Origin of the sequence: Arenivirga flava (genome assembly GCF_030161575.1) — a bacterium.
GTDB classification, from domain to species: Bacteria; Actinomycetota; Actinomycetes; order Actinomycetales; family Microbacteriaceae; genus Arenivirga; species Arenivirga flava.
Genome location: NZ_BSUL01000001.1, coordinates 2,036,325 through 2,061,678 on the forward strand (window position 1 = coordinate 2,036,325; position 25,354 = coordinate 2,061,678).

A 25,354-nucleotide genomic window follows, 5' to 3' on the forward strand; every position below is an offset into this window, starting at 1 on the left:
GAGCACCTCCCGTCCCCTCGCCGCCAGGGCACACCCCCACGCCGACGCGAGGGGGCGGTAGGTGCTCACGAACAGGGCGGGACGAGCAACTACCGCCCCGTCGGCCGAACAGGTCGGGCGGGAGTCGGCGTCAGGCGTCCCGCATCCGCTCGTCCACGTCTTCGGCGATGCTGCGCACGATGTAGCGCACCGCGACGAGCGGCTCGAACGGATCGCCGCCCTCGCCGGGGCGCAGCGCGTCGAGCGCCTCGCGGATGGGGTCGAGCAGCTCGTCGCGGCCGCGCCCGGGGTCGCCCGCACGGCCTCCGCCGGTGTGGGAGCGGCACCATGCGTCGAACAGGTCGGCCGTCGCGCGCAGCACCTCGGCGACGCGAGCCCGAGCCCCGGGGCTCGCATCGGTGAGCAGCGAGGGCTCGTCCCCGCCGCCGCGCAGCACGTCGCCGAGCCCGCCGATGTGGCGCGAGAGGCGGCCGAGCACACGCAGGTCGTCCACGTCCTGGTCGACGTCGTAGCGGCTGAACCGCGCACGCGGGTTGGCGCGTCGGGTGTCGCGGGCGTCGCGCACGGCCTCGGCGACCTCGTCGGTGCGGCGCTGCGCGTCGGCGAGCGGCGCCTCCCAGTCGGCCTCGTCGCCGTCGAGCGCCTCGGCCATGCTGCGCAGCACCCCGGCGAGGCGCCGCTGCTGGGCCGACACCGCCTCGGCCGCGGCGTTCTCGCGCAGCGGCGGCACGATCAGCAGGTTGACGGCGATGCCGAGCGCGACGCCCACGCCCATCTGCGCGAGATAGCCGATCGAGAAGCCGTCGGCGTTGCGCCCGCCGACGATGAGCACGAACATGGCGGCGATCGGCACGTAGTCGCGACCCGCCCCGAGCCCGCCGTGACCGGCGAGAATCGTGCCGAACCCGACGGCGAGCGCGACCGCGACCCACGGCGGCGCCGGGCTCATGATGAGCGCCTACGCGACGCCGATGCCGAGCGCGAGGGCGATGAGGGTCTCGATGCTGGAACGCAGCGACGCTGCGAGCGACGGCGCGACCCCGATGAGCGCGCCGAGCGGGGCGTAGTAGGCGAACTCGCCGACCTCGCCCGGGATCAGCCGTCCGAGCAGCCAGGCCAGCGTGGCCGCGAGCGCGCACTTGGCGGCGATGAGCAGGCGCGCCGGGCGCAGCGTCTGGCGCACCGCACCGGTGACGGATGCGCGGGCGCGCTGCAGGAGCGGGGCTTCGGCCATTCCACGTATGCTCCGCGCATCCGCTCGACGACCGCTCCGGGACGGATGGGAACGGCCCGGATGCTGTCCGTCGAGCGCGGGCGCATCCCCGCACCGGGGCGCGACCGCGAGCCGTCAGACCGCGTACGCCCCGGTCAGCCGCACGGCGCCGCCGTCGACGCCCTTGGCGCCCTGCTCGAAGCCGGCGAGATCGCGCGCGCTCGTCGAGACCCGGCCGACCGGCCAGGTCGGCAGGCCGGCGGCCTGCAGCGTGGCGGTGACCGCATCCGCTTCAGCAGCGCTCACGACCGCGAGCATGCCGATGCCGAGGTTCCAGGTGCCCTCGAGGCTGTCGAGGGCGTGGCCGCCCCAGCCGGCGAGCACGCGGAACACCTCGGGCGGGGTCCAGGTCGAGCGCTCGAGTTCCGCCCAGCTGCCGACGGGCAGCACGCGAGCCAGGTTCGCGGCGATGCCGCCGCCGGTCACGTGGCTCATGGCGTGGATCGCGCCAGGGTGGGCGTCGATGACGGCGAGCAGCGGGCTCGTGTAGAGACGGGTCGGTTCGAGGAGCACCTCGCCGACGACGCCGCCGAGCTCGTCGTCGCGGTCGGTGTACGAGAGGCCGCGGCCGGCGAGGATGTGCCGCACCAGCGAGAAGCCGTTGGAGTGCAGCCCGCTCGACTCGATGGCCAGCACGACGTCGCCGTCGACGACCTTCTCGGGGCCGAGCAGCAGCGACGCCTCGACCGCGCCGACGGCCGCGCCGGCCACGTCGTAGTCGTGCTCGCCCATCAGGCCGGGGTGCTCGGCGGTCTCGCCGCCGACCAGCGCGGTGCCCGTGGCGGTGCAGGCGTCGGCGATGCCGCCGACGATCTCGGCGATGCGGTTCGGGAACACCTTGCCGCAGGCGATGTAATCGGTCATGAAGAGCGGCTTCGCGCCGATCACGACGATGTCGTCGACGACCATGCCCACGAGGTCCTGGCCGATGGTGTCGTGCTTGTCGATGGCCTGCGCGATCGCGATCTTCGTGCCGACGCCGTCCGTGGAGGTCGCGAGCAGCGGGCGCTCGAAGTCCTTGAGCGCGCTCACGTCGAAGAGGCCGGCGAAGCCGCCGACGCCGCCGAGCACCTGCGGACCCTGACTGGCCGCGACGGACTGCTTCATCAGCTCGACGGCGAGGTCGCCGGCCGCGGTGTCGACACCGGCGGCGGCGTAGGAGTTCTCGGGGTGCTCGGTCACGGCGACGAGCCTACCGGCGCGGGCGCGGGTGCGTCCGAGCGAGCGGATGGGGGCGGTGGGGCGCTCGCGGGCTCCGCACCGCTCCCTGGCCGTGGGGCGCCATCTCGTCCGTGCCGTCCGTCGCGTCCGGGCGTCCGCGCGTCCGGCGCGTCCGCGCGTCCGGGCGTCCGGGCGTCCGCGCGTCCGGGATCGTTGCCACCTCGTGCGCCCGGACGAGTCTTCGGGCGCACCGACTGGCAACGATCCGCGGATGGCGCGGATCCGCAACCGCAACCGCATCCGCATCCGCATCCGCATCCGCATCCGCATCCGCAATGGAGTATCGGAACGACGAAGGCGTCGTCGTACGACAGCACCTTCGTCGTTCTGGTACTCCGCAACGCGGTCGGCCGGGCAAGCGCGGCACGCACGACGGCACGCGTCGGCCGAGCCGGGACAGGCCGGCGCGACCGTCCGCGCCGGGGCGCGCCGGCCCGCGGACGGAGGCGCACACGCCGATCCCGCAGACGGAGGCGCGCATCCGCCCGCCCGTTCACCGCGCATCCGCCCGCCCGCTCAGCGCGCGACGCCCGCCCGCTCACCGCGCGGCGCCCGCCCGCTCACCGCGCGGCGGCCGCCCGCCCGCGGTATGCGAAACTGGTCCTCGCCCCGCTCGGGGCGCATCCCCTCACCCCACTGGGAGCCTCCTCGGCATGTGCGGCATCGTCGGCCTCGTCTCGTCCGAACCCGTCAACCAGCAGGTCTACGACGCCCTGCTGCTGCTGCAGCACCGCGGCCAGGACTCCACCGGCATCGCCACCGCCGACGGAGCGATGTTCCACATGCACAAGGTGAAGGGCCAGGTGCGCGAGGCCTACCGCACCCGAGACATGCGCTCGCTGCTGGGCACCATGGGCCTCGGCCACGTGCGCTACGCCACCCGTGGCGACGCCGCGAACGAGACCGAGGCGCAGCCGTTCTACGTGAACGCGCCCTACGGCATCATCCTCGTGCACAACGGCAACCTCACGAACACGCGCGAGCTCGCCGACCAGCTGTACCGAGACGACCGCCGCCACGTGAACTCGTCGAGCGACACCGAGATGCTGCTCAACGTGCTCGCGAACGAGCTGCAGAAGCAGATCCCGGGTTCGGCGCTCGACACCGATCAGGTGTTCACCGCCGTATCGCGCGTGCACGACCGCGTCGAGGGCTCCTACGCCGTCATCTCGATGATCGCCGGGCACGGCCTGCTCGCGTTCCGCGACCCGTACGGCATCCGTCCGCTCGTGCTCGGCAAGCGCCGCAACGCCTCCGACACGATGGACGAGTGGATCGTGGCGAGCGAGTCGCTGGTGCTCGAGAGCGCCGGCTACGAGCTGGTGCGCGACGTCGCCCCGGGTGAGGCCATCTTCATCGCCCTCGACGGCGCCATGACCAGCAAGCAGTGCCACGCGGCGCCGCGGCTCGCCCCGTGCTCGTTCGAGTACGTCTACCTGGCGCGCCCCGACAGCGTCATGAACGGCATCTCGGTCTACGAGGCCCGCCTGCGCATGGGCGACCGCCTGGCCGACACCGTCTCGGCGCACATGCCGCTCGGCGACGTCGACGTGGTCATGCCGATCCCCGACTCCTCGCGGCCCGCCGCGATGCAGGTGGCCCAGAAGCTCGGCATCGAGTACCGCGAGGGCTTCTACAAGAACCGCTACGTCGGTCGCACCTTCATCATGCCCGGGCAGGCGGAGCGCAAGAAGAGCGTCAAGCAGAAGCTCAACGCGATGGGCTCGGAGTTCAAGGGCAAGAACATCCTGATCGTCGACGACTCGATCGTGCGCGGCACGACCTCGAAGGAGATCGTCGAGATGGCCCGCGAGGCCGGCGCCAACAAGGTGACCTTCACCTCGGCCGCGCCGCCCGTGCGCTACCCGCACGTCTACGGCATCAACATGCCGAGCCGGCTCGAGCTGATCGCGCACGATCGCCGCATCCCCGAGATCGGCGAGGTGCTCGGCGCCGACCACATGATCTACCAGGAGGTGGCCGACCTGCAGTCCGCCATCACCGAGGGCACGGACATCGCCGAGCTCGACCTCTCGTGCTTCACCGGCGAGTACGTGACCGGCACGGTCAGCCCCGAGTACCTGGCGTGGGTGGAGCGCACGCAGCTCAGCTGAGCGCACGCCGAAGCGCCCCGGCTCCTCGCGGAACCGGGGCGCTTCGCCGTTCGGCACTTACGGACGAGCGGATGCGCGCACGCGCCGCATCGCGATGAGCGCGGCCCCCAGCAGCAGGGCGAGCACGCCCGCGGCCGCGGGCGCGGCGATCGAGGCACCGGTCGCGGAGAGCTCGTCGCGGTCGGTGGCCGCCGCGGGCACGGTCACCGATGCCCAGGCGAGCACCGCACCGGAGCCGTCGACCGCGGCGAGGCGGTGCGCCCCCGCGGGCACGCTCGCCGGCAGCGCGACCGTGGCCGACCCGGTCGCGTCGAAGGTGACGACCCCCAGGTCGACGGGCTCGGAGAAGAGCACGAGACGCAGCTGCTGACCCGCCAGGCGGGCGTCGCGGATGGTGACCTCGCGGCCCTGCGCGTCGAACGTCGCCACGGCGGTGCCGAGCTCGGCCGTAAGCGCGTCCTCGGAGGGGATCGCCGGCTGGGCCGGGGTGCCCGGCTGCTCGGTGCCGGGGTTCTCAGCACCCGGGTTCTCGCCACCCGGCTGCTCCGTGCCCGGGTTCTCGCCACCGGGCTGCTCGGTGCCGGGCTCCTCGCCGTCGCCGGCCAGCGAGACCGTGCCGTCCTCGGCCACGACGACCTCGGCGCTCATGGCGGCGGGCAGGTTCAGGCGCTGCCAGCTGCCCTCGGCGCCCTCGTCGAGCGGGTAGCCCGAATCGATCGCGGTCAGGGCGAGCACCTGTCGGCGCTGCTCGGCGTCGAGCTCGGGGTGGCTGGTCAGCAGCAGGGCCTCGGCGGGCTCGGGCACGGTGACGGGCTGACCGGCGTCGCCGACGCGCTCGAAGCCGTAGGTCATCCGCTCCTCGTAGATCTCGAGGGAGGCAGCGCCGTCGAGGTACGGCTGGTCGGCCGCGATGCACTCGCCGAGCGGCGCGCCGCAGGCGGTCTCGAGGTAGTCGCGCAGCTCGGTGGTCGCCTCGGCGATGAGGGCGCGGACGGGCTCGTCCGCCATGCGGCGGGCGACGATGGTGTTGCCCATCATGCGGCCGCTGATCACGTCGAGCGGATAGTGCACGCCCATGACCATCCGGTTGTGCCCGGCCTCGGAGGCCCGGGCGAGGATCTGCGGGGCGAGCTCGGGCAGCATCATCGCGAGCGAGGTCGCCTGCCAGAGTGCCTGCGAAGTGTGGCCGCTGGGGAACGCGCCGCTCCTGGAACCCCAAGCGTCGCCTCCGACCTCCCGGTCCCGGTACTCCAGCCCCTGCAGCTCCTCGACCCCTTCGGCCATGCGGAGGTAGGGCCGGGTGTAGTTGAAGTACTTCTTCGCCGGGTTGGAGGACGACGACCTTCCGATGATGCCGCCCTCCTTGCGCAGCAGTTCGTCGACCTTCGGCAGGTCCCCGGCGAGACGACCGGCTTCGTAATAGGACCCGAGGTTCTGGCCGAGCCCATCGTGCATCGAGATCGACATGTCGTCGTATTGATCCGTGATCGCTCGCTGCACTTGCTCAGGCGTTGCGTCCCGATTGGTCTCGAGCGTGAGGCGGTCGTTATGAGCGACGATGCTCGGGTCTTCTCGCAGCTGCGTGAACTGATCCATGATCAGCTCGTAGCGGTACTCGGCGTCCGAGGGGTACTGGGTTTCGATCTGCTCCTCGGTGAACGGCTCGGCCGCGAAGGCCCCGCTCGCCCCGAACGTGGAGAGCAGCACCCCCGCTCCGGCACCGATGGCGAGCAGGCGGATGGGGCGCGCGGAGGCGCGTGCGGAAGTCACGGTGACCCTTTCATGGGGGGTGAGCAGGGGTGCCCGCCGCACGGTACGGACCGGAGGTGCCATCGCGTTACCCGACGGTTGACGGATGGTGAACAGCCCATTGCGCGTGCACGAGCGCGGGCCCAGCCTCCGTGCCATGCGCAAGCTCATCGTCTCGGTGCTCACCTCGCTCGACGGCTGCTTCCAAGGCCCGGCGGCGACCTCTCCGGCATGCCGTTCGAGGATGCGTTCGACGACCACAACCTGGCCCTCGGTCGCGGCGCCGGCGTGCTCGTCTACGGCAGCACGTGGTTCGCGCAGAACCAAGCGCACTGGCGCGCGGTGGCGGCCGACCCGTCCTCGTCGGAGCGCGATCTCGAGATCGCACGGGGCGTCGTCGCCACGGACTCGCTCGTGATCAGCGACTCCCTCATCGTGCCCGCCGACGCGCCGTGGGCGTCGAGCACCCGCGTGGTGCGCCGAGCGGATGCGGTCGCCGAGATCACCCGCCTCAAGGAGCAGGAGGGCGGCCACCTGCTGATGTACGGCAGCGCCACGACCTGGAATCCGCTGCTCGAGGCGGGCCTGGTCGACGAGCTGATCGTGCTGGTCGGCGCCGGGCTGCTCGGCGAGGGCGAACCGCTGTACCGGGGCGCAAGGGCGCCACTGCGGCTGCTCGAGGCGCAGGTGCTGCCGGGCTCGCAGCTCGTGCTGCTGCGGTGCGCCGCTCAGCGCTCCGCGCCGTGGCGCTCGATGCGCTCGGCGTCGACCGCGCGGGCGCGACGGCTCGACGCGGCGTCGATGACGATCGCGGCCGCGCCGCCGAGGGCGACGCCCACGACCAGGCAGACGAGCAGCAGGAAGCCGAAGATCTGGCCGACCGTGAACTCATCGTTCTCGGGGAAGGCGAAGGTGAGCACGAAGGCGGCGACGAAGCCGAGGAAGGCGCCGAGGCCGATGAAGACGCCGTACCTCGGGGCGCGGCGCACGCGGACCTGCTCCTGTCCGACGACCTCCTCGGCGGTGTCGCCGGTGGTCTCGGGCGTGGGCTCGGTGCTGCTCATGCCCCCATTCTCCTCCTCAGCGGCTGAGCGCACGAACAACCGAGCTCACTCGACGAGCTGGTCCTGCTCCCACCTGAGCGGCAGCAGCTCGCGCAGGTCGGCGCGCTGCCCGCTGGCGCTCACGCGGGACTTCTGGAGGGCCTCAGGCCATCCGAGGCCGCCGGTGGCGAGCTCGAGCCAGGTGCCCGCATCCATCTCGACCACATTGGGCGGCGTGCCGCGCGTGTGCTGCGGACCCTCGACGCACTGCACCGCCCCGAACGGCGGCACCCGCACCTCGACCGTGTGCCCGGGCGCCTCGTCGGCGAGCTGCTGCAGCAGGTAGCGCACGGCGAGCGCCGAGGTCTCGCGATCCGCCTCCGCACCCTCCTCGAGTCGCTTGCGCACGGCGGCGCGTCCGACGATGGGCACGATGCGGGTCTTCGCCATGCCTCTACGCTAGCGAGCGGATGCGGGCCCCGGCCCCCTCTCCCACCGGACCCGGATGCGGGGCCGGCCCCGCGCATCCGCTCGGCCCGTCAGTAGGCTGGGCGCCGTGAAGATCCTGGTCCTCGGTTCCGGTGCCCGCGAGCACGCCATCATCACCGCCCTCGCCCGCGAGGAGCAGGAGCACGTGCTGCTCGCCGCCCCCGGCAACGCCGGCATCGCCGCGCAGGCGACCCTCGTGGAGCTCGACGCGAACGACCCCGTCGCCGTCACCGAGTACGCCCTCGCCGAGGACGTGGAGCTGGTCGTGATCGGCCCCGAGGCCCCGCTGATCGCGGGCGTCGCCGACGAGCTGCGGGAGCGCGGCATCGCCGTGTTCGGCCCCGGTCGCGCCGCCGCGCAGCTCGAGGGCTCGAAGGCCTTCGCGAAGCACATCATGGACGTCGCGGGCGTGCCCACCGGCGCCGCCACCCAGGCCGCCACCCTCGACGCCGCGATCGCCGCGATCGACGAGATCGGCGCCCCCTACGTGATCAAAGCCGATGGCCTCGCCGCGGGCAAGGGCGTCATCGTCACCGAGGACCGCGACGCGGCGATCGAGCACGCCCGCTACTGGCTCACCCACGGCAGCGGCGGCGTGCTGATCGAGGAGTTCCTGGCCGGCCAGGAGGTCTCGCTCTTCCTGCTCAGCGACGGCACCCACGTGCTGCCGCTACAGCCGGCCCAGGACTTCAAGCGCGCCCTCGACGGCGACCAGGGTCCGAACACCGGCGGCATGGGCTCGTACTCGCCGCTGAACTGGCTGCCGGAGGGCTTCGTCGACGAGGTCATCGAGACGGTCGGCCTGCCCACCATCCGCGCGCTGGCCGCGCAGGGCACCCCCTTCATCGGCCTGCTCTACTGCGGGCTCATCGTCACCGAGCAGGGCATCCGGGTGATCGAGTTCAACGCCCGCTTCGGCGACCCCGAGACCCAGATCGTGCTGCCGCGCCTGGTCACCCCGCTCAGCGGCCTGCTCTTCGCCGCGGCGACGGGCGGCTGCGCCGGGATGGGCCGCCCCGAGTTCAGCGAGCAGGCCGGTGTCACGGTCGTGCTCGCCAGCGAGGACTACCCCGACGCGCCGATCACCGGCCGCGTGCTCACCGGCCTGGCCGAGGCCGAGCAGGTGGAGGGCGTGCACCTGGCGCACGCCGCGACGCAGCTCGACGACGAGGGCCGCTTCATCGCCACCGGCGGCCGCGTGCTCAGCGTCGTGGCGCTCGGCGACGACTTCGCACAGGCGCGCGAGCGGGCCTACGAGGCGATCGGGCGCATCCACCTCGAGGGCGGGCAGTTCCGCAGCGACATCGCCGCGAAGGCGGTCTGAGGGCGCGGCCGCGGTCGAGCGGATGCGCACCCCTGCACGACGAGCGGAACGCGGCGTCACACCCCGGTCGCGTCGAAGCGGCGGATGATCGAGGATGCTCCCATGCGGATCGGCGAGCTGGCGACGCTGAGCGGCGTGAGCGTGCGCGCGCTGCGGTACTACGAGGAGCAGGGTCTGCTGGCGCCGGCACGCTCCGCCTCGGGCCAGCGGATCTTCGGCGAGGGCGACCGGGCCGAGGTGCTGCGCATCCGCGCGCTGCTGGCGGCCGGTTTCTGCAGCTCGGTGATCCGGGGGCTGCTGCCGGCGTACCGGGACGGCGGCACGGAGCGTATCCGCTCGGCGATCGCGGCGGCGCGGGCGCGCCTCGAAACGGAGCGGCGTGCGATCGACGCCGAGCTCGATGCCCTAGCGGGGTTGGAGCGGGAGCTTGCCCCTGACGTGGGCGTCAGGGTGCACGCTGGGCGGCATGCAGCCATCGAATGCTCCGAAGCAGTTGCGCCTGATCATCGAGACCGACGACTTCGATGAGGCGGTGCGGTTCTACCGCGACGTGCTCGGCATGACCGAGCGGGCGCCGAGCCGATCGCGCCTCCGGTGCGCACGCCGTTCCGCTCGCTGAACGCGCGCGTGCTCGGCCCGGACGGCTGGCAGCTCACGTTCTTCCAAGAGCTCGAGCCGCTGGAGTCGCGGACGCAGCGCGAGGGCTTCACGACCGACGACCGTCGTCCGCGCTGAGCACGGGGCGTCCCGGCTCGGAGGCGCCTCGCACCTCCGAGCCGGAACCCTGTCGGATCAGCCCTCGTAGACGAAGTCGCCGGTCATGCCGTCGACGTTGTCCTGGGTGATGAGCACGCAGTCGAAGGACTGCTTCTCGGTGGCGGGCGCCTCACCCGTGGTGAGGAACTCGTGGGCGAGCTTCACCGCCTCCTCCGAGAAGACCGCGACGGGCTGCAGCACCGTGTAGGCGAGCTCGCCCGAGCGCACCGCGTCGACCGCGTCCGGCGAGCCGTCGAAGCCGCCGACCACGACGCCGTCGAGACGACCGGCCTCCTTGAGCGCCGCGATCGCGCCGAGCGCCATCTCGTCGTTGCCGGAGATCACGCCGCCGAGGTTCGGGTGCGACTGCAGCAGCGACTGGGTCTTGCTGTGGCCCTCCGTGCGGTCCCAGTTGGCGACCTCCGAGCCCGAGAGCACCAGGTCGGGGTACTGGCTGATGACCGTCGCGAAGCCGTTGGAGCGGGTCTGGGCGTTGTTGTCGCTGGGTGCGCCGAAGAGCTCGACGTAGTCGCCGGCCTCGCCCATCCGCTCGACCCATGCCTGCGCGCCCAGAGCCGCGCCCTGCGCGTTGTTCGACACCAGCTGCGCCTTCGCCAGGCCCGCCTCGTTGATCTCGGCGTTCACGAGGAACACCGGGATGCCCGCCGCGTCGGCCTTCTTCACCGCGGCGATGGAGCCGTCGGCGTTGGCCGGGTCGAGGATGATCGCCACCGAGTTGTTGGCGATCGCGGTGTCGATGAGCGTGTTCTCGGTGTTCGTGTCGCCGGTGTGGGCACCGACGACGGTCTCGTAGCCGAGCTCCTCGGCGGCGGCCGAAGCCACGTCGCCCTCGGTCTTCCAGTACGGGTTGGCGGGGTCGTTCACGATGATCGTGATGAGGCCGCCCTCGGTGTCGCCGCCGCCGTCGCCGCCGGTGTCACCGCTCGCGCAGGCGCTGAGCCCGAGCACGAGCGCTCCCGCGGCCGCCAGGGCCATGATCGCCTTCTTGCGGAACATCTGTGTTTCCCTTCATCGGATGTGATCGGCGGCGCCTTCGCCGCCTGTGGTGCAACGGGTCAGGAGCGCGGTCGCGCCGGCTCCTGCGCCGTCGGTCGAGGGCCCGCGGCGGGTGCCTGCGGGGCCGTGGGGACGGGCTTCGGACGGCGCCCGTACTGCAGCGTGTTCAGCAGCACGGCAACGACGATGACGGCCCCCATGAAGACCATCTGCCAGTAGGCGCTGACGCCCACGATGACGAGGCCGTCGGAGAGGAAGACGATCACGAAGGCACCGAGCATGGTGCCGCGCACCGTTCCGCGACCGCCGGTGAGCGCCGCCCCGCCGATGACCACCGCGGCGATGGCGGTGAGCTCGTAGGTGTTGCCCGCGGTGGGGCTGGCGCTGGTGAGCGTGGAGGCGAGGATGAGGCCGGCGACCGCCGCGCAGATGCCGGAGACCACGTAGACCCAGACCTTGACCCGCTTGACCGGTACGCCGGAGAGCTCGGCGGCGCGCTCGTTGCCGCCGGAGGCGTAGAGCCAGCGCCCGAAGCGGCTGCGGCTGAGCAGCAGTCCGAGCACGATGGCGACGGCGGCCATGATGACGACGCCGATCGGCACGCCGAGCACCCGGTTGAAGCCGAGCCAGTCGAAGCCGGTGTTGCCGAGCGCCTCGTCGCCGGCCAGGTCGTTGAAGGTGAGGCCGTTGGTCATGAGCAGCGCGCAGCCTCGCACGACGTAGAGCATGCCGAGGGTCGCGACGAAGGGGGCGACCTTGAAGCGCGAGACGAGCACGCCGTTGACGAGGCCGACCAGCGCGCCGACGGCGCAGGAGAGGAGCACCACGACGGGCACGCTGGGTACGAAGGTGACGCCGAGCACGTCGATCGGCACCCCCTGCATCAGGTAGCCGGCGATCACGCCCGTGAAGCCGAGCGTGGAGCCGACCGAGAGGTCGATGCCGCCATTGAGGATCACGAGCAGCATGCCCAGCGCGAGCAGCGCGTAGACCGCCACGTGCGAGGCCATGATGAGCACGTTCTCGACCGTCAGGTAGTTCGGCGAGAGCACCGAGAACACGATGACGATGAGGATCAGCGCGAGGAACGCGCGCCCCTCGAGGAGGAGCTTGGCGAGCGAGAAGGGCTTGCCGCGCCGCTGCGGTGCGGCGGAGGTGCTGGAGGTCATGTCGGGGTTTCCGTTCCTAGAGCCGTCGGGTCGTGCGCCGCTCACGCGGCGACGGCCTCTCCCGAGGCGGCCATGATCATTTCCTTGGTCGCGTCCGCGCCGAACTCGGCGACGATGCGCCCGCGGCTCAGCACGACGATGCGGTGGGCGATGCTCAGGCACTCGCCGACCTCCGAGGTGGAGTAGACGACGGCCAGCCCCCGCTCGGCCCGTGAGGCCAGCAGGCGGAAGACCTCGCCCTTGGCGCCCACGTCGATGCCGCGGCTGGGCTCGTCGAGCAGCATGACGCGCGGCCCGGTGGCGAGCACCTTGCCGATGACGACCTTCTGCTGGTTGCCGCCGGAGAGGGAGCCGATCGGCACATCCGGGCCCGGTGTCTTCACCGTGACGTCGCGGATGAGGCCGAGCGCGATCGCCTTCTCGCGGCCCCGGGAGAGGAAGCCGTTCACGACCGCGTCGCGCAGGCTGGTCAGCGTGAGGTTCGGACCGACGTCCATGGTCTGCACGAGACCGTCGCGCTGGCGGTCCTCGGGCACGAGGCCGATGCCGCGCTCGATGCGCTCGGCGATCGGCACGCCCCGCAACGAGCGGCCGGCGAGCTCGATCTCGCCGCCGTCGACGGCGCCTCGACCGGCGACCGCCTCGAGCAGCTCGGTGCGGCCGGAGCCCATCAGGCCGTAGAGGCAGACGATCTCGCCCTCGCGCACGGCCAGATCGAGCCGGTCGACCACGGCACGGCCGGGCACGTCCGGGTCGAGCACGGTGAGCCCGCGCACGTCGAGCAAGACCTCGCCGAGCGGGGAGCTCGGCGGCGAACCGAGGTCGAAGTGGTCGCCGACCATGTTGCGCACGATCCACTCCAGATCGATGCCGCCGCGCTCCCCGCGCGCCGTCATCGTGCCGTCGCGCAGCACCACCGCGTGGTCGGTGATCTCGAGCGCCTCCTCGAGGTGATGCGAGATGTAGACGATGGCCACGCCGCGGGCGAGCAGCTCGCGGATGATGCCGAACAGCACCTCCACCTCGGCCGCCGCGAGCGCGGAGGTCGGCTCGTCCATGATGAGGATGCGGGAGTCGGCCGAGAGCGCCCGTGCGATCTCGATGATCTGCTGCTGGCCGACGCGCAGGTCGGCGAGCATCGCGTCCGGCTGCACCTGCAGCTGCAGTTCCTCCAGCAGGGCGCGGGTCTGGCGCTCCTCCTCCGCGTAGTCGACGCCGAGCGGGCCGACGATCTCGCGTCCCATGAAGATGTTGTCGCGCACCGAGAGGTTCGGCGCAAGGCTCAGCTCCTGGTGGATGATCGAGATCCCCCGGTCGCGTGCCTCGTTCGTCGAGGCGAAGGCCACGGGCTCGCCGTCGAGCACGATCTCGCCGGAGGTCGGCTGCTCGACGCCGGAGAGGATCTTCATGAGCGTCGACTTGCCGGCGCCGTTCTCGCCGAAGAGCGTCGTGACGGTGCCTCGACGGATCTCGAAGTTGACGCCCTTGAGCGCGCGGGTGCCGCCGTAGGTCTTGACGACCTCGCGTGCCTCGAGCACGACGTCGTCGCCGGCGCCCATCAGGCCACCTCGAACTCGACCGGCGTGATGAGCCAGGCCTGGGGGTTGATTAGGGTGAAGGCGCCGGTGAGCGTGACGGTGCTGCCCGCCAGGGCCGCGGCATCGACGCCGCCGAGCACCTCCGCCTTCATCGTGTCGTTGATGGCGGCGGCGGCGTCCTGGAACTCGATCTGGTTCGTGAACTGCCCGAACTGGATCTCGCCGCTCGCGTCGCGCAGCTCGGTGCCGTTGATGGCCGGGCCGAGCTGCACGCGCACGAGCAGATCGTCGGGCAGTCCCTCGACGTCGAGTTCGACGATGCCGGAGGCACCCTCGCCGACGACGCCCGTCAGGGTCGTCGAGTAGACGGGACCGCCCGAGCTCTGCACCGCGTACTCCTCGGCGGCGGCGGCCGGATCGGCGGCGATCGCGGCGGCCAGCTCGGCGGCGGGCACGGCGCGCCCCTCGATCGCCTCGGCCACGGCAGGGAAGGTCTCGGGCCCGTAGACGGCGGCGTCGAAGGCCTGCACGCCCTGCAGCGACTCGTCGTCGTTCGGGACCACGCGGGTGCCGAACGCCACGAAGGCGAGCACGATGACGACGACGCCGGCGAGCACGGCCTTCTTCGCCCTGGGGGTCAGCTGTGCGCGACGCGCGGATGCGGCGGCGGTCACGGCAGCAGCACCCGCGACTCGGTGTCGTTCGGTCGGATCTGCAGCTTGCGGCCCTCGCCCTTGCGGAACATCGCCAGCGCCTGCTCGTAGTCGTCGAGCACGAAGGAGTGGCTCACCATCGCCTTGGCGTTGATCGCGCCGGCCTCGAAGAGCTCGACGGCGCGGCCGAAGCTGTTGAGCACGGCCATGGTGCCGACGATGGAGATCTCGTCGCGGTAGACGCGGAAGGGCGAGAACTGCGCGGTCTTGTCCGCGGGCGCGACGCCGAAGTCCTGGAAGAAGCCGGCGGGCTTGACGCGGGTGAGCGCATCCTCGATCGCGCGGATGGCGCCGGTGCAGTCGATCACCACATCCCACTGCTCGCGGTCGGCGTGGTCGGCGCTCGTGTAGCGCAGCTCGATGCCGCACTCGGCGGCGGTCTGCAGACGCGCCTCGTTGAGGTCGACGATGGTGACGGTGGCGGCTCCGGCCTTGCGGGCGAGCTGGGCCATGAGCAGGCCCATGGTGCCGGCGCCGTAGACGAGCACGTGGTCGCCGAGACGGCGGGGCAGCACGTCCCAGCCGCGGATCGCGCAGGCGAGCGGCTCGATGAGCGCGGCGAGCTCGAGGTCGGTGTCGGGCTTGAGCTTGTAGACGTTGCCGGCGGGCGCGGTGAAGCGCTCCTGCGCGGCGCCGTCGGAGGCGACGACACCGAGGCCGTTCCAGAACCGGCAGAGGTTCTGGTGCCCGTTCTGGCAGAACTCGCACTCGCCGCAGGTGGTGCTGGGGTTGACGGCCACGCGGTCGCCGACCTGGAAGTCGAAGACGCCGTCGTTGACGCCCTCGCCGAGCGCGACGATCGTGCCGGTGGCCTCATGCCCCGGCACGAGCGGGAAGACGGTGCCCTCGAACTCGCCGTCGAACACGTGCGTGTCGGTGCCGCAGATGCCGACGGCGGCGGTCTCGATCAGGATCTCCTTGTATCCGGGCGTGGGGTCGGGGCGCTCCTCGAGCGAGAGCTGCCCTTCCGCGGTGAAGACGACGGCGCGCATCGTGTGCTCCTTGCTGTTGCTGTAGTGGGTGGGATGGTGCGGGTCGGCGGCACCGGCCCGGCTGCACGTCGGCCGTGGGGTCGCCGAGGGGAGCCGGGGCGGCGTCGCCGTCCCGTGTCGATGGGCTCGCTCAGCCGAGCGAGGGGAGGATGGAGACCTTCACCGAGCCGCCGGACGAGTCGCCGACGAGGTCGAGTGCCTCCTGGAAGCGCTCCAGCGGGAACTGGTGCGTGCAGATCTCGTCGAGGGGCAGCGCCCCCGACTCGATGAGCTTGATGGCCGGCCGCCAGCAGTGCGGCCCGAGGTGGGCGCCGAGCACGTCGAGCTCCTTGTCGTCGGAGATGATCGACCAGTCGACGGTCACGTCGTCCTTGAACACGGAGTACTCGACGAAGGTGCCGAGCTTGCGCAGCAGGTCGAGGCCCTGCGCGACGGCGCTGGGGTGCCCGGTCGCCTCGATGTAGACGTCCGCACCGTAGCCGTCGGTGAGCTCGCGGACGCGGGCGACCGCATCCTCCCGCGTGATGTTGATGAGGATGTCGGCACCGGCCTTGCGGGCCAGCTCGAGCTTGTCGTCGCTCATGTCGAGGGCTATCAGGCGGAACGGGTTCTTCTGCCGCGCGCCGGCGATGGCGCCGAGGCCGATGGGGCCGGCTCCGGCGACGACGACCGTGTCGTCGAGCTGGATGCGGCCGCGCTCGACGGCGTGCATCGAGCAGGAGAGCGGCTCGCTGAAGGCGGCGTGCTGGGGGGCGATGTCGCCGCTGACGTGGTGGGTGAGAGCCCGCTCGGGCACGAGCACGTAGTCGGCCATGGCGCCGTCGAAGCCCTTGAAGCCGAACATGTCGTGCGGCCCGCACATCCAGTAGTTGCCGCGCAGGCAGTAGCGGCACTCCCAGCAGGGCACGATCTGCTCGCAGGCCAGGCGGTCGCCGAGGGCGGCGCCGCGGCGCTCGAGCGCTGCGGTATCGCCGGCGACGACGGTGCCCGCGAACTCGTGACCGGGGGTGATGCCGGCCTGCGCCCACGCGGGCCGGTGCTCGTCGCCCCAGAACTTGGCGGCGCCGTGGTAGCACTTCAGGTCGCTGGCGCAGACGCCGACCGCGTCGACGCGCAGCAGGAGCTCGCCCGGTCCGGGCTGCGGCACGGGCCGTTCCTCGAGGCGGTAGTCGCCGGGGCCGTGGACGACGACGGCGCGCATGGTCGCGGGGATCTCGGGGGTGGGTGACACGGTGCTGATGACCTCCATTGGCTCAGACGACGTCGATGCGGCGTTGCAACGGCACCACCCTGCCACGTGACTGAACATTTGTCCAGCACACTTGTGCTCGCGAGCCCGCCTGCGCCCCGTGCAGAATGGTCTCAGCCCGGCTGACGGGCGATGAAGGGATGCGCATGGAAGCGAGCCAGCAGGTCGCGGGGCGCGCGCGCTTCGCACCCGAGCTCGCCTACGAGGCCGCCCGCCTGTACTACCTCGACGACGAGACGCAGGCTTCCATCGCCGAACGGCTGCAGGTCTCCCGCCCAACGGTCAGCCGCCTGGTGGCCGAGGCCCGGCGGCTCGGACTCGTCCGCATCGAGGTCGTCGATCCTCGCGCGGACGAGCGCGACGAGCTGGCCGGACGTCTCGCCGATGCGCTGCACCTCCAGCGGGTGCGCATCGTGCCGAGCGTGCATCCGAGCCGCGTGGGCCGCGACCTCGCGCCAGCGGTCACCGCCGAGCTCGAGTCGATGCGGTTGAAGCCGGGCGACGCCCTGCTGTGCTCCTCGGGACGCACCGTCTACGAGATCGTCGGCCAGCCGCTCGCGCCGCTCGCCGGGGTGCAGATCGCCCCGAGCGTCGGGGGTCTCAGCGAGCCGGTGGCCTGGTACCAGACCAACGAGATCACGCGGCAGATGGCCGAGCGCACCGGCGCCTTCCCCGCATTCCTGTACGCCGAGGCCATGCCGGCGCCCGCACTCCGGCGATCCCTCGACGAGGATCCGACCTTCCGCCACGTCACCGGTCTCTGGGGGGCGGCGAAGGGCGCCATCGTCGGCATCGGCGCGCCGCCGACGGTGCGCGACTCGATCTCGCGCGCCATCCGCATCGAGCAGTCCGACCTCCTGGACGCGGTCGGAGACGTCTGCCTGAACTTCTTCGACGCCGAGGGCCGTGCCATCGAGTTCGACGGCAGCGAGCGGATGGTGCGGACCCCCGTGAGCTGGTGCAGCGCCTCGAGCACGTGGTCGGCGTCGCCGTGGGCCTCGAGAAGACCGCCAGCATCCTCGGTGCCGCTCGCGCCGGGCTGCTGCGCACCCTCGTCACCGATCTGCCGACGGCCCGCGCCGTGCTCGCCGCGGCGCTCGCGGCCGAGAACCCCGGCGGCATCGCCTAGACCCCAGGAGACCAGGGTGGAGCAGTTCGTCATCGGCGTCGATGTCGGCACGTCGAGCACGAAGGGCGTGCTCGTGTCGGCGGACGGCAGCATCGTGCGCAGCGCCGCACGGCGTCACGATCCCGACCGTCCGCGCGCAGGCCACGTCGAGATGGACGCGGAGCTGTGGTGGGCGGAGTTCGCGGGCATCGCCGCTGAGCTCGCCGCCGCGGCTCCCGGGCCGATCGCGGCCGTCGGGGTCAGCGGCATGGGGCCCTGCACGCTGCTCACCGACGGCGCCGGGCGGCCGCTGCGGCCCGCCATCCTCTACGGCATCGACACCCGCGCCAGCGAGCAGATCGTGCGGCTGCAGACCGAGTTGGGCGACGAAGCCATCGTCGAGGCCGCCGGATCGCGGCTCTCGGGGCAGTCCGTCGGCCCTAAGCTCGCCTGGGTCGCAGAGCAGGAGCCGCAGCTCTGGGCGCGCGCCGAGCGCCTCTTCATGCCCTCCTCCTGGTTGCTCTGGAAGCTCACCGGCGAGTACGCGATCGACCGGCAGTCCGCGAGCCAGGCCGCGCCGCTCTACGACCTGCGCACCGACGACTGGCACGATCGGTGGGCGGATGCGCTGCGCGGCGGTATCACGCTGCCCCGGCTGCTCTGGACCGGCGAGGTGGCCGGGCTGGTCACCCCCGCGGCGTCCGCGCAGACCGGCCTGCCCGCGGGCATCCCGGTGGCGATCGGTGCCATCGACGCGTGGACCGAGGCCGTCAGCGTCGGCGCGGACCGCCCCGGCGGGCTGATGCTCATGTACGGCACGACGCTGTTCCTCAGCGCCACCGACACCGCACGGCGCGCGCACCCGGCGCTGTGGTGCTCGGCCGGCACGTCGCCGGGCCTGCACCACCTCGCGGCGGGGATGGCGACGAGCGGTGCCGTCACCGATTGGCTGCGCACCATGCTCGGCGAGCCCGATTTCGGCCCGCTCGTGGCGGAAGCCGAGGCCGTACCGGTCGGCAGCGACGGGCTGCTGATGCTGCCCTACTTCGCCGGCGAGCGCACACCGCTGCACGACCCGGACGCCCGCGGCGTCATCGCCGGGCTGTCGCTGCGGCATCGCCGAGGGCACCTGTACCGGGCGGCGCTGGAGGGCACCGCCTTCGGCGTGCGGCACAACCTCGAGTTCCTCCGCGAGGCGGGTGCGTCCATCACCGCCGCCCACGCCGTCGGCGGAGGCACCTCGAGCCGGCTCTGGCCGCAGATCGTGTCGGATGTCACCGGCCTGCCGCAGCTCATCGCCAGACACACCATCGGCGCCTGCTTCGGCGCGGCCGTGCTGGCCGCCCGCACCGTGACGGACGTGCGCATGGACCGGTGGAACCCGGTCGTCGATCGCATCGAGCCCGACCCCGCGAACCGCGAGCGCTACGACGGGCTCTACGCCGACTACCGGGCGCTGCATCCGGCGACCGTCGAGATCAACCACCACCTCGCGGCGCTGCAGCGCGAGGTCTGATGCACGACGGCGGTCGGTTCGCCGAGCTGGTGATGCGTGCGCGGGAGCGCGCTCGCGGCGGTGGCCTCAGGACCGACGAGCGTCGCCCGCGCCGACCTGCGGCGGTCCGGCCGCCTCGATGATCGCAGCGACCTGCGTCCCGTCGAGCGCGAACACCGGCTCGCCCTCGCGCGGCACGGGCACGTGGAAGGGCAGCACGCGCAGCCCTCGCGGTCGTCGAGCTCGACGAGGGTGCCGCCGCTCGAGAACGTCGCCCGCTCCACCGCCGGATCGCCGAGCACGTCGGCCAGGTTCGTCACGGCGGCGCTCACGACCACGGGCACGCCGGCCAGGGTCGCGACGAGCGGATGGTGGTAGTGGCCGGCGAGCACGAGGCGCACGTCGCTGCCGCGCAGCACCTCGGCGAGCGCCTCGGGCTGCTGCAGCGCCAGGCCCTGCAGCAGCTCGGTGGCCGCCGGCACCGGCGGGTGGTGCAGTGCGACGACGGTGCCGTCGGGCGCCGGCACCGCGAGCTCGTCGCGCAGCCGCGCGAGCTGCCCGGGATCGAGCCGGCCGTAGCCCGCCCCGGCGACCGTCGAGTCGAGCACCACGAGGCGCAGACCTCCGAGCCGCACGACCGCATCGACGGGGCCGACCGGCGCCGCACCGCCGGCCCCGTCGCCGAGCTCGGCGGTGAACCCCTCGGGCAGGTCGTGGTTGCCCATCACGAACACGGCCCGCGCCCCGCGCTGCTCGGCCCAGGGCTCGACCATGCCGCGCAGCGCCGCGTAGGAGTCGCGGCTGCCGTCGTCGGAGCAGTCACCGGTGACGATCACCAGGTCGAGCGCCCCGACCCCGGCCGCTCGGTCGAGCACGCGGCGCAGGTTGGCCGCCGTGTCGACGAGCCCGTAGTGCGCGCCGCCGTCGGCGAGCAGGTGGGTGTCGCTGAGGTGCAGGATGCGGTAGCCGGCCATGCGGGCAAGGTACCGCGCACCGGTGACGCGCTCGCCGCATCCGCCCCCCGGTCGCCCGACCCGCTCGCGCGGCCATCCGCTCGCGCGGCCCGCTCGCCCGGCTGACCCACACCTCAGGTTCGGGGCGCCTTCGCGGCAATGGGGCGCGCGGCCGCATGCCCCATCGTCGCCGAAGCGCCCCAAATCGAGGCTTGGACCCGCGGGCGCACCCGGCGGGGCCCCGCACGGCAGAATGGCCGGGTGAGCACCCCCGAGAACCTGCCCGGCTGGACCCACGCCTACTCCGGCAAGGTGCGCGACCTCTTCGTGCCCGCGACCGCCGCAGGGCTGGGCGACGCCGAGACCGTGCTGATGGTTGCGAGCGACCGCGTGAGCGCCTTCGACCACGTGCTGGAGCCGGGCATCCCGGGCAAGGGCGAACTGCTGACGAGCCTGAGCCTGTGGTGGTTCGGGCAGCTGGAGGTGCCGAACCACCTGGTCGCGGGCGAGATCCCGGCCGCGGTCGCCGGCCGCTCCATGCTCACCAGGCGCCTGGACATGCACCCGATCGAGTGCGTCGTGCGCGGCTACCTGACGGGCAGCGGATGGAAGGAGTACGTCGCGGAGGGCACCGTCTGCGGCATCCCCCTGCCCGCCGGCCTGCAGGACGGCGACCGTCTGCCCGAGCCGCTCTTCACCCCCGCGTGGAAGGCGCCGCTCGGCGAGCACGACGAGAACATCTCCTTCGAGCGCGCGGTCGAGCTGGTCGGCCGGGAGACGGCGGAGGCGCTGCGCGACGCGAGCCTCGCGATCTTCGCCCGCGCGAGCGAGCTCGCCGAGGCGCGCGGCGTGATCCTCGCAGACACCAAGTTCGAGTTCGGCGCCGACCCCGTCACGGGCGAGCTGACGCTCGCCGACGAGGTGCTCACCAGCGACTCGTCGCGGTACTGGGATGCCGCCGCCTACGCGAGCGGCGCCACCCCGCAGGAGCGCATGGCGAGCTTCGACAAGCAGATCGTGCGCGACTGGCTGGCCGCGAACTGGGACCAGCAGGGCACGCCGCCCGAGCTGCCGGCGGAGATCGTCGAGCGCACGGCGGACCGCTACCGCGTGCTGATCCGCCGACTGCTCGACTGAACGCCCGACTCCTGTCGCTCGACGCGAGCACCGCGCGGGTCTACTGTTCCCCTTCGTGAACACGACCGCGGTTCGACGCCGCACCAGCCGATGGCTGCTCGAGGGCTACACCGACCCGCGCGGCCGCCACCCCGGCCCGCACGCCCAGGAGCCCCACAGGACGCACTCCTGGTGGAAGGTCATGTGCCTCACCGGCGTCGACTACTTCTCGACGCTCGGCTACCAGCCGGCGATCGCGGCGGTGGCCGCCGGCGTCATCTCGCCGCTGGCCACGCTCGTGCTCGTGGCGCTCACCCTGCTCGGCGCGCTGCCCGTCTACCGGCGCGTCGCGCGCGAGAGCCACGAGGGCAGCGGATCGATCCAGATGCTCGAGAAGCTGCTGCCCTGGTGGGGCGGCAAGCTCTTCGTGCTCGTGCTGCTGGGCTTCGCGGCCACGGACTTCATGATCACGATCACCCTCTCCAGCGCGGATGCGACGGCGCACGCCATCCACAACCCGCTCGTCGAGGGCGCCTTCGACGGCTGGCAGGTGCCCATCACGCTCGGGCTCATCGCACTGCTCGGCCTGGTCTTCCTCAAGGGCTTCCGCGAGGCGATCGGCATCGCCGTCGTGCTCGTCTTCGCCTTCCTCGGCCTCAACGCGATCGTCATCGTCACGGCCTTCACGCATCTCGGGGACAACCCGCACGTCGTCGACGACTGGTGGGGCGCCGTCACGACCGGTTACGGCAACCCGCTCTTCGCGGTCGCCGTCGCGCTGATCGTGTTCCCGAAGCTCGCGCTCGGTCTGTCGGGCTTCGAGACCGGCGTGGCCCTCATGCCGCAGATCGAGGGCTCCGAGCAGGACCCGCCGAAGGTGCCGAGGGCGCGCATCGCGGGCGCGCGCAAGCTGCTCACGACCAGCGCGCTCATCATGAGCGTGTTCCTGGTGGCCTCGAGCGTGGTCACGACCCTGCTCATCCCCCAGGCCGAGTTCCAGGAAGGCGGCGAGGCCAATGGCCGCGCGCTCGCCTACCTCGCGCACGAGTACCTCGGCGAGGGCTTCGGCAGCGTCTACGACATCGTGACGATCGCGATCCTGTGGTTCGCGGGCGCATCCGCTCTGGCCGGCCTGCTCAACCTGGTGCCGCGCTACCTGCCCCGCTACGGCATGGCCCCGCAGTGGGCCCGCGCCGTGCGCCCGCTCGTGCTCGTCTTCATCGCGATCGCCTTCGTCATCACGATCGGCTTCGACGCGGATGTGGATGCGCAGGGCGGCGCCTACGCGACGGGCGTGCTGGTGCTCATCACCACCGCATCCGTGGCCGTCACGCTGTCGGCGCGCGCGAAGCGGCAGCGCAAGCGGACCATCGGATTCGGCCTCGTCACGGTCGTCTTCCTCTACACGACGGTCGCCAACGTCATCGAGCGGCCGGACGGCGTGCGCATCGCCGCGTTCTTCGTGCTGGGCATCCTCACCGTCTCGCTCCTGTCGCGCATCCTGCGCTCGTTCCAGATCAGGGCCACGTCGATGACGCTCGACGAGACGGCGCTGGCCTTCGTGCGCGAGGACGCCGAGACCTACGACTCGGTGCGCTTCGTCGCGCACGAGCCCGGCCTCGACACCGAGGCCGACTACTCGCGCAAGCTGCGCGACGAGCGGCGGTTCAACCACATCCCGGGCAAGAGCCCCGTGATCTTCCTCGAGGTGCTGCCGCGCGACTCCTCGGAGTTCGAGGAGGACCTGGCGGCGTGCGGCAAGGTCGTGCACGGCTACCGGGTGATCCGGGTGCCGAGCGGCAACGTGCCCGCGGCCATCGCGGCGTTCCTGCTCGAGGTGCGCGACCAGACCGGCGTCGCGCCGCACGCCTACTTCCAGTGGACCGAGGGCAATCCGGCGGTGCAGATGCTGCGCTTCCTCATCACCGGCACCGGCGAGGTCGCCACGAACACCCGCGAGATCCTGCGCGAGGCGGAGCCGGCGCCGAAGCGGCGCCCGGTGGTGCACGTGAGCTGAGGGCGCTGCTAGATTCGCCGCGGTGCTCACCGCGGAGCGCCGGGAACGCGAGGGAGCCCCACATGCCCGACCGCCAGCGCACCGTGATCACGACCGATCCGGAGCTCGACGACCTCAACTCGATGCTGCGCCTGCTGCTGCACAGCAACGAGATCGATCTCGAGGCGCTCGTCGTCACCTCGAGCAGGTTCCACTGGGCGGGCGACGCCGACCTCGAGGGCCACCGCTGGCCTCCCGCCGGCGCGAAGCTGCACATCGAGCAGGCGCTCGACGCCTACGACGCCGCCTACCCGAACCTCGTCGCCCACGACGCGGCGTACCCCGCCCCGGCCGCGCTGCGCGCGATCCACGCGATCGGCAACATCCGCTCGCTGGGCGACACGAGCGAGCCGACCGAGGGCTCCCGGCTCGTCGAGCGCGCGATCCTCAGCGACGACCCGCGCATCCTGTTCCTGCAGCACTGGGGCGGTTTCAACACCACCGCGCGCGCGCTCATGAGCATCGAGGAGCGCTTCGCGGGCGACGTCGACTGGCCCGAGCGCAAGGCCGCGATCACCGCGAAGCTGGTGCTGTCGAGCTTCGCCGAGCAGGACGAGACCTACGCCGACTACATCCGCCCGAACTGGCCCGGCCTCGAGTTCCGAGAGGTCATGACGGCCGGCTGGGGCTACTTCGCGCGCAACGTCGTGGACGAGGAGGGCGCAGGCTTCCTGACCGCCGAGTGGATGCGCGAGCACGTCTCGAGCGTCGGCCCGGTCGGTGCCGCGTACCGGGTCTGGGGCGACGGCCTGCAGATGGCGCCGGGCGACACCGAGGACTACTTCGGCGAGCGTGACGTCACGAAGGAGGAGTTGGAGGCCCGCGGCTTCTGGGTCTGGGCGCCGCTGCAGGAGGCGGGCGCCTGGATCAGCGAGGGCGACACCTCGAACCTCACCCCGCTGATCCCGAACGGCCTGCGGTCGCACGAGCACGCGACCTTCGGAGGCTGGGGCGGGCGTCTGCGCCCGAGCGCGACGGAGCCGGGCCGCTACGAGCAGGCGGATGCGCCGGAGCGGCGCGCGGACGGCACCGCCCACGACGGTTGGAGCGTCGGCCGCTGGCTGCCCGACTTCCAGCGCGAGCTGGCCGGCCGGCTGCGGTGGACGGTCGCGCCGTCGTTCTCCGAGGCGAACCACCCGCCCGTGGTCGAGCCGGTCGGCGCGACCGACCTCGTCGTGGAGGCCGGAGCCTCGGTCGACCTCGCCGTCTCGGCGAGCGACCCGGACGGCGACGTCCTGGCCGCGGAGTGGTGGCAGTACCGCGAGGCCGGCACCCTCGACGGGTCCGTGGCGATCGCCGCGGATGGGATCCCCGCCGGGAGCGGTGGCGGTGCCGATGTCGCGGTCGGTGCTGATGCCGCGGCCGGTGCTGATGTCGCGGCCGGTGGCGGTGCCGCGGCCCGACCCGGTGCCGCGGCTGGTGCCGATGTCGCGGCCCGACCCGGTGCCGCGGCCGGACCCGGTGCCGGTGCCGGTGCCGGTGCCGGTGCCGGCACCGGTGCCGCGACTGAGGGTGCCGCCGCAGCCGACACGGGCGCCGCCGACGAGCCGAGGGTGCTCCGCGCCTCGGTGACCGTGCCCGCGGACGCGCCCTCGGGTGCCACCGCTCACGTCGTCGTCACCGTGCGCGACGGCGGCGAGCCATCCTTCGCGCGCTACGCCCGCTTCGTGCTCACCGTCGCCTGAGGCGGCCGGATGCGGGGCCGCGCGGCGGCATCCGCTCGGCACGCCGCCCGCTCGCCCGCTCTCCCGCTCTCCCGCTCTCCCGCTCTCCCGCTCGCCAAACGACGGAGTTCTGGCCGCCTCAACCGGCGCACGCGTCCGACACGCCGTAGAACGGGCCCAACAGATGCACTATCTCCGTCGTTTGGCCGAAGACCTCAGCCGTGCCCGCGGAGCACGATCACTCACCTGGGCCGTGCCCGCGGATGCGAGACGGGACGTCCGCGCCTCCGCTCGTAGCACCGCCCGCGCACCGCC

General features: G+C 72.4%; 23 protein-coding genes and 3 pseudogenes. 12 read left to right on the forward strand and 14 right to left on the reverse strand.

Features of this window, described 5'->3' with window-relative positions:
• Window positions 1-130 precede the first annotated feature (130 nt).
• The 3 genes from QQK26_RS09850 to purM form a co-directional block, all read right to left on the reverse strand.
• On the reverse strand, window positions 131-949 hold the full coding sequence (locus tag QQK26_RS09850) for an aromatic acid exporter family protein (protein ID WP_284232218.1): 819 nt from the start codon (window positions 947-949) through the stop codon (window positions 131-133).
• 9 nt (window positions 950-958) lie between these two features.
• On the reverse strand, window positions 959-1,234 hold the full coding sequence (locus QQK26_RS09855; RefSeq protein WP_284232221.1) for a hypothetical protein: 276 nt from the start codon (window positions 1,232-1,234) through the stop codon (window positions 959-961).
• Between the two features lie 114 nt (window positions 1,235-1,348).
• On the reverse strand, window positions 1,349-2,455 hold the full coding sequence (gene purM / locus QQK26_RS09860) for a phosphoribosylformylglycinamidine cyclo-ligase (protein WP_284232224.1): 1,107 nt from the start codon (window positions 2,453-2,455) through the stop codon (window positions 1,349-1,351).
• A 692-nt stretch (window positions 2,456-3,147) separates the two neighbouring features.
• On the opposite strand from purM, the gene purF reads away from it, so the two are divergent.
• Window positions 3,148-4,608: an amidophosphoribosyltransferase gene (gene purF / locus QQK26_RS09865; RefSeq protein WP_284232226.1), complete on the forward strand. Its 1,461-nt coding sequence runs from the start codon at window positions 3,148-3,150 to the stop codon at window positions 4,606-4,608.
• Window positions 4,609-4,665: 57 nt separating this feature from the next.
• On the opposite strand, the gene QQK26_RS09870 is transcribed toward purF, so the two are convergent.
• A complete protein-coding gene (locus QQK26_RS09870) occupies window positions 4,666-6,378 on the reverse strand; it encodes an acid phosphatase (RefSeq protein ID WP_284232229.1) in 1,713 nt (570 codons plus the stop codon).
• Window positions 6,379-6,653: 275 nt separating this feature from the next.
• Window positions 6,654-6,863: a hypothetical protein gene (locus tag QQK26_RS09875; RefSeq protein WP_284232231.1), complete on the reverse strand. Its 210-nt coding sequence runs from the start codon at window positions 6,861-6,863 to the stop codon at window positions 6,654-6,656.
• On the opposite strand from QQK26_RS09875, the pseudogene QQK26_RS16480 reads away from it, so the two are divergent.
• Window positions 6,832-6,972, forward strand: a pseudogene (locus QQK26_RS16480) (dihydrofolate reductase family protein); the annotation flags it as partial. The gene QQK26_RS09875 and the pseudogene QQK26_RS16480 sit on opposite strands and share 32 nt — an antisense overlap.
• Before the next feature lie 113 nt (window positions 6,973-7,085).
• Here QQK26_RS16480 and QQK26_RS09880 read toward each other — a convergent pair.
• Together QQK26_RS09880 and QQK26_RS09885 are read right to left on the reverse strand one after the other, a co-directional pair.
• Window positions 7,086-7,421 (reverse strand): potassium transporter Trk, encoded by a 336-nt coding sequence (locus QQK26_RS09880; protein WP_284232233.1) that lies wholly within the window; start codon window positions 7,419-7,421, stop codon window positions 7,086-7,088.
• A 45-nt stretch (window positions 7,422-7,466) separates the two neighbouring features.
• Window positions 7,467-7,850 carry a sterol carrier family protein gene (locus tag QQK26_RS09885; protein WP_284232235.1) on the reverse strand — a complete coding sequence of 128 codons (384 nt, stop codon included), beginning with the start codon at window positions 7,848-7,850 and terminating at the stop codon, window positions 7,467-7,469.
• A 106-nt stretch (window positions 7,851-7,956) separates the two neighbouring features.
• Between QQK26_RS09885 and purD the strand changes: the two genes are divergently transcribed.
• From purD to QQK26_RS09900, 3 genes are all read left to right on the forward strand, one after another.
• Window positions 7,957-9,213, forward strand: a complete 1,257-nt coding sequence (purD, locus tag QQK26_RS09890; protein ID WP_284232237.1) for a phosphoribosylamine--glycine ligase — start codon at window positions 7,957-7,959, stop codon at window positions 9,211-9,213.
• Between the two features lie 102 nt (window positions 9,214-9,315).
• On the forward strand, window positions 9,316-9,741 hold the full coding sequence (locus QQK26_RS09895) for a MerR family transcriptional regulator (RefSeq protein WP_284232239.1): 426 nt from the start codon (window positions 9,316-9,318) through the stop codon (window positions 9,739-9,741).
• 66 nt (window positions 9,742-9,807) lie between these two features.
• On the forward strand, window positions 9,808-9,948 hold the full coding sequence (locus tag QQK26_RS09900; protein ID WP_284232242.1) for a hypothetical protein: 141 nt from the start codon (window positions 9,808-9,810) through the stop codon (window positions 9,946-9,948).
• 57 nt (window positions 9,949-10,005) lie between these two features.
• Here the strand turns inward: QQK26_RS09900 and QQK26_RS09905 are convergent, their stop codons facing one another.
• The 6 genes from QQK26_RS09905 to QQK26_RS09930 all read right to left on the reverse strand — a co-directional run bounded on the left by QQK26_RS09905 (window position 10,006) and on the right by QQK26_RS09930 (window position 16,629).
• Entirely contained in the window at window positions 10,006-10,986 is a 981-nt protein-coding gene (locus QQK26_RS09905) for a D-ribose ABC transporter substrate-binding protein (protein ID WP_284232244.1), read from the reverse strand.
• A 59-nt stretch (window positions 10,987-11,045) separates the two neighbouring features.
• Window positions 11,046-12,155 carry an ABC transporter permease gene (locus QQK26_RS09910; protein WP_284232261.1) on the reverse strand — a complete coding sequence of 370 codons (1,110 nt, stop codon included), beginning with the start codon at window positions 12,153-12,155 and terminating at the stop codon, window positions 11,046-11,048.
• A 41-nt stretch (window positions 12,156-12,196) separates the two neighbouring features.
• On the reverse strand, window positions 12,197-13,714 hold the full coding sequence (locus QQK26_RS09915) for a sugar ABC transporter ATP-binding protein (protein ID WP_284232262.1): 1,518 nt from the start codon (window positions 13,712-13,714) through the stop codon (window positions 12,197-12,199).
• On the reverse strand, window positions 13,714-14,367 hold the full coding sequence (locus QQK26_RS09920; RefSeq protein ID WP_284232265.1) for a DUF2291 family protein: 654 nt from the start codon (window positions 14,365-14,367) through the stop codon (window positions 13,714-13,716). The genes QQK26_RS09915 and QQK26_RS09920 overlap by 1 nt, the downstream gene beginning before the upstream one ends.
• On the reverse strand, window positions 14,364-15,398 hold the full coding sequence (locus tag QQK26_RS09925) for a zinc-dependent alcohol dehydrogenase family protein (RefSeq protein ID WP_284232267.1): 1,035 nt from the start codon (window positions 15,396-15,398) through the stop codon (window positions 14,364-14,366). The genes QQK26_RS09920 and QQK26_RS09925 overlap by 4 nt, the downstream gene beginning before the upstream one ends.
• A gap of 130 nt (window positions 15,399-15,528) precedes the next feature.
• On the reverse strand, window positions 15,529-16,629 hold the full coding sequence (locus QQK26_RS09930; protein ID WP_348520007.1) for a zinc-binding dehydrogenase: 1,101 nt from the start codon (window positions 16,627-16,629) through the stop codon (window positions 15,529-15,531).
• Between the two features lie 164 nt (window positions 16,630-16,793).
• Between QQK26_RS09930 and QQK26_RS16485 the strand changes: the two are divergent.
• From QQK26_RS16485 to QQK26_RS16500, 4 genes and pseudogenes are all read left to right on the forward strand, one after another.
• Window positions 16,794-17,573: pseudogene (locus tag QQK26_RS16485) on the forward strand (sugar-binding transcriptional regulator); the annotation flags it as partial.
• Between the two features lie 65 nt (window positions 17,574-17,638).
• On the forward strand, window positions 17,639-17,776 hold the full coding sequence (locus tag QQK26_RS16490; RefSeq protein WP_431308031.1) for a hypothetical protein: 138 nt from the start codon (window positions 17,639-17,641) through the stop codon (window positions 17,774-17,776).
• A gap of 40 nt (window positions 17,777-17,816) precedes the next feature.
• Window positions 17,817-18,503 (forward strand): annotated as a pseudogene (locus QQK26_RS16495) (FGGY family carbohydrate kinase); the annotation flags it as partial.
• A gap of 60 nt (window positions 18,504-18,563) precedes the next feature.
• Complete coding sequence (locus QQK26_RS16500; protein WP_431308032.1) at window positions 18,564-19,271, forward strand: xylulokinase; 708 nt, start codon at window positions 18,564-18,566, stop codon at window positions 19,269-19,271.
• Here the strand turns inward: QQK26_RS16500 and QQK26_RS09940 are convergent.
• The gene (locus QQK26_RS09940) at window positions 19,202-20,224 is read right to left on the reverse strand and encodes a metallophosphoesterase family protein (protein ID WP_284232273.1); all 1,023 of its coding nucleotides are present in this window, start codon (window positions 20,222-20,224) and stop codon (window positions 19,202-19,204) included. The genes QQK26_RS16500 and QQK26_RS09940 overlap by 70 nt on opposite strands.
• Before the next feature lie 240 nt (window positions 20,225-20,464).
• Between QQK26_RS09940 and QQK26_RS09945 the strand changes: the two genes are divergently transcribed.
• From QQK26_RS09945 to QQK26_RS09955, 3 genes are all read left to right on the forward strand, one after another.
• A complete protein-coding gene (locus QQK26_RS09945; RefSeq protein WP_284232275.1) occupies window positions 20,465-21,340 on the forward strand; it encodes a phosphoribosylaminoimidazolesuccinocarboxamide synthase in 876 nt (291 codons plus the stop codon).
• Window positions 21,341-21,521: 181 nt separating this feature from the next.
• On the forward strand, window positions 21,522-23,336 hold the full coding sequence (locus tag QQK26_RS09950) for an APC family permease (protein ID WP_284234548.1): 1,815 nt from the start codon (window positions 21,522-21,524) through the stop codon (window positions 23,334-23,336).
• Window positions 23,337-23,398: 62 nt separating this feature from the next.
• Complete coding sequence (locus tag QQK26_RS09955) at window positions 23,399-25,060, forward strand: DUF1593 domain-containing protein (RefSeq protein WP_284232277.1); 1,662 nt, start codon at window positions 23,399-23,401, stop codon at window positions 25,058-25,060.
• Window positions 25,061-25,354 lie beyond the last annotated feature (294 nt).

Bases quoted from the DNA above. Each gene is read 5' to 3' on its own strand.
- QQK26_RS09955 (WP_284232277.1), top strand. From the start codon at position 23,399: ATGCCCGACCGCCAGCGCACCGTGATCACGACCGATCCGGAGCTCGAC.
- QQK26_RS09895 (WP_284232239.1), top strand. From the start codon at position 9,316: ATGCGGATCGGCGAGCTGGCGACGCTGAGCGGCGTGAGCGTGCGCGCG.
- QQK26_RS09880 (WP_284232233.1), bottom strand. From the start codon at position 7,421: ATGAGCAGCACCGAGCCCACGCCCGAGACCACCGGCGACACCGCCGAG.
- QQK26_RS09940 (WP_284232273.1), bottom strand. From the start codon at position 20,224: ATGGCCGGCTACCGCATCCTGCACCTCAGCGACACCCACCTGCTCGCC.
- QQK26_RS09885 (WP_284232235.1), bottom strand. From the start codon at position 7,850: ATGGCGAAGACCCGCATCGTGCCCATCGTCGGACGCGCCGCCGTGCGC.
- QQK26_RS09855 (WP_284232221.1), bottom strand. From the start codon at position 1,234: ATGGCCGAAGCCCCGCTCCTGCAGCGCGCCCGCGCATCCGTCACCGGT.
- QQK26_RS09950 (WP_284234548.1), top strand. From the start codon at position 21,522: ATGTGCCTCACCGGCGTCGACTACTTCTCGACGCTCGGCTACCAGCCG.
- QQK26_RS09925 (WP_284232267.1), bottom strand. From the start codon at position 15,398: ATGCGCGCCGTCGTCTTCACCGCGGAAGGGCAGCTCTCGCTCGAGGAG.
- QQK26_RS09915 (WP_284232262.1), bottom strand. From the start codon at position 13,714: ATGGGCGCCGGCGACGACGTCGTGCTCGAGGCACGCGAGGTCGTCAAG.
- QQK26_RS16500 (WP_431308032.1), top strand. From the start codon at position 18,564: ATGTACGGCACGACGCTGTTCCTCAGCGCCACCGACACCGCACGGCGC.
- QQK26_RS09850 (WP_284232218.1), bottom strand. From the start codon at position 949: ATGAGCCCGGCGCCGCCGTGGGTCGCGGTCGCGCTCGCCGTCGGGTTC.
- QQK26_RS09910 (WP_284232261.1), bottom strand. From the start codon at position 12,155: ATGACCTCCAGCACCTCCGCCGCACCGCAGCGGCGCGGCAAGCCCTTC.
- purF (WP_284232226.1), top strand. From the start codon at position 3,148: ATGTGCGGCATCGTCGGCCTCGTCTCGTCCGAACCCGTCAACCAGCAG.
- QQK26_RS09905 (WP_284232244.1), bottom strand. From the start codon at position 10,986: ATGTTCCGCAAGAAGGCGATCATGGCCCTGGCGGCCGCGGGAGCGCTC.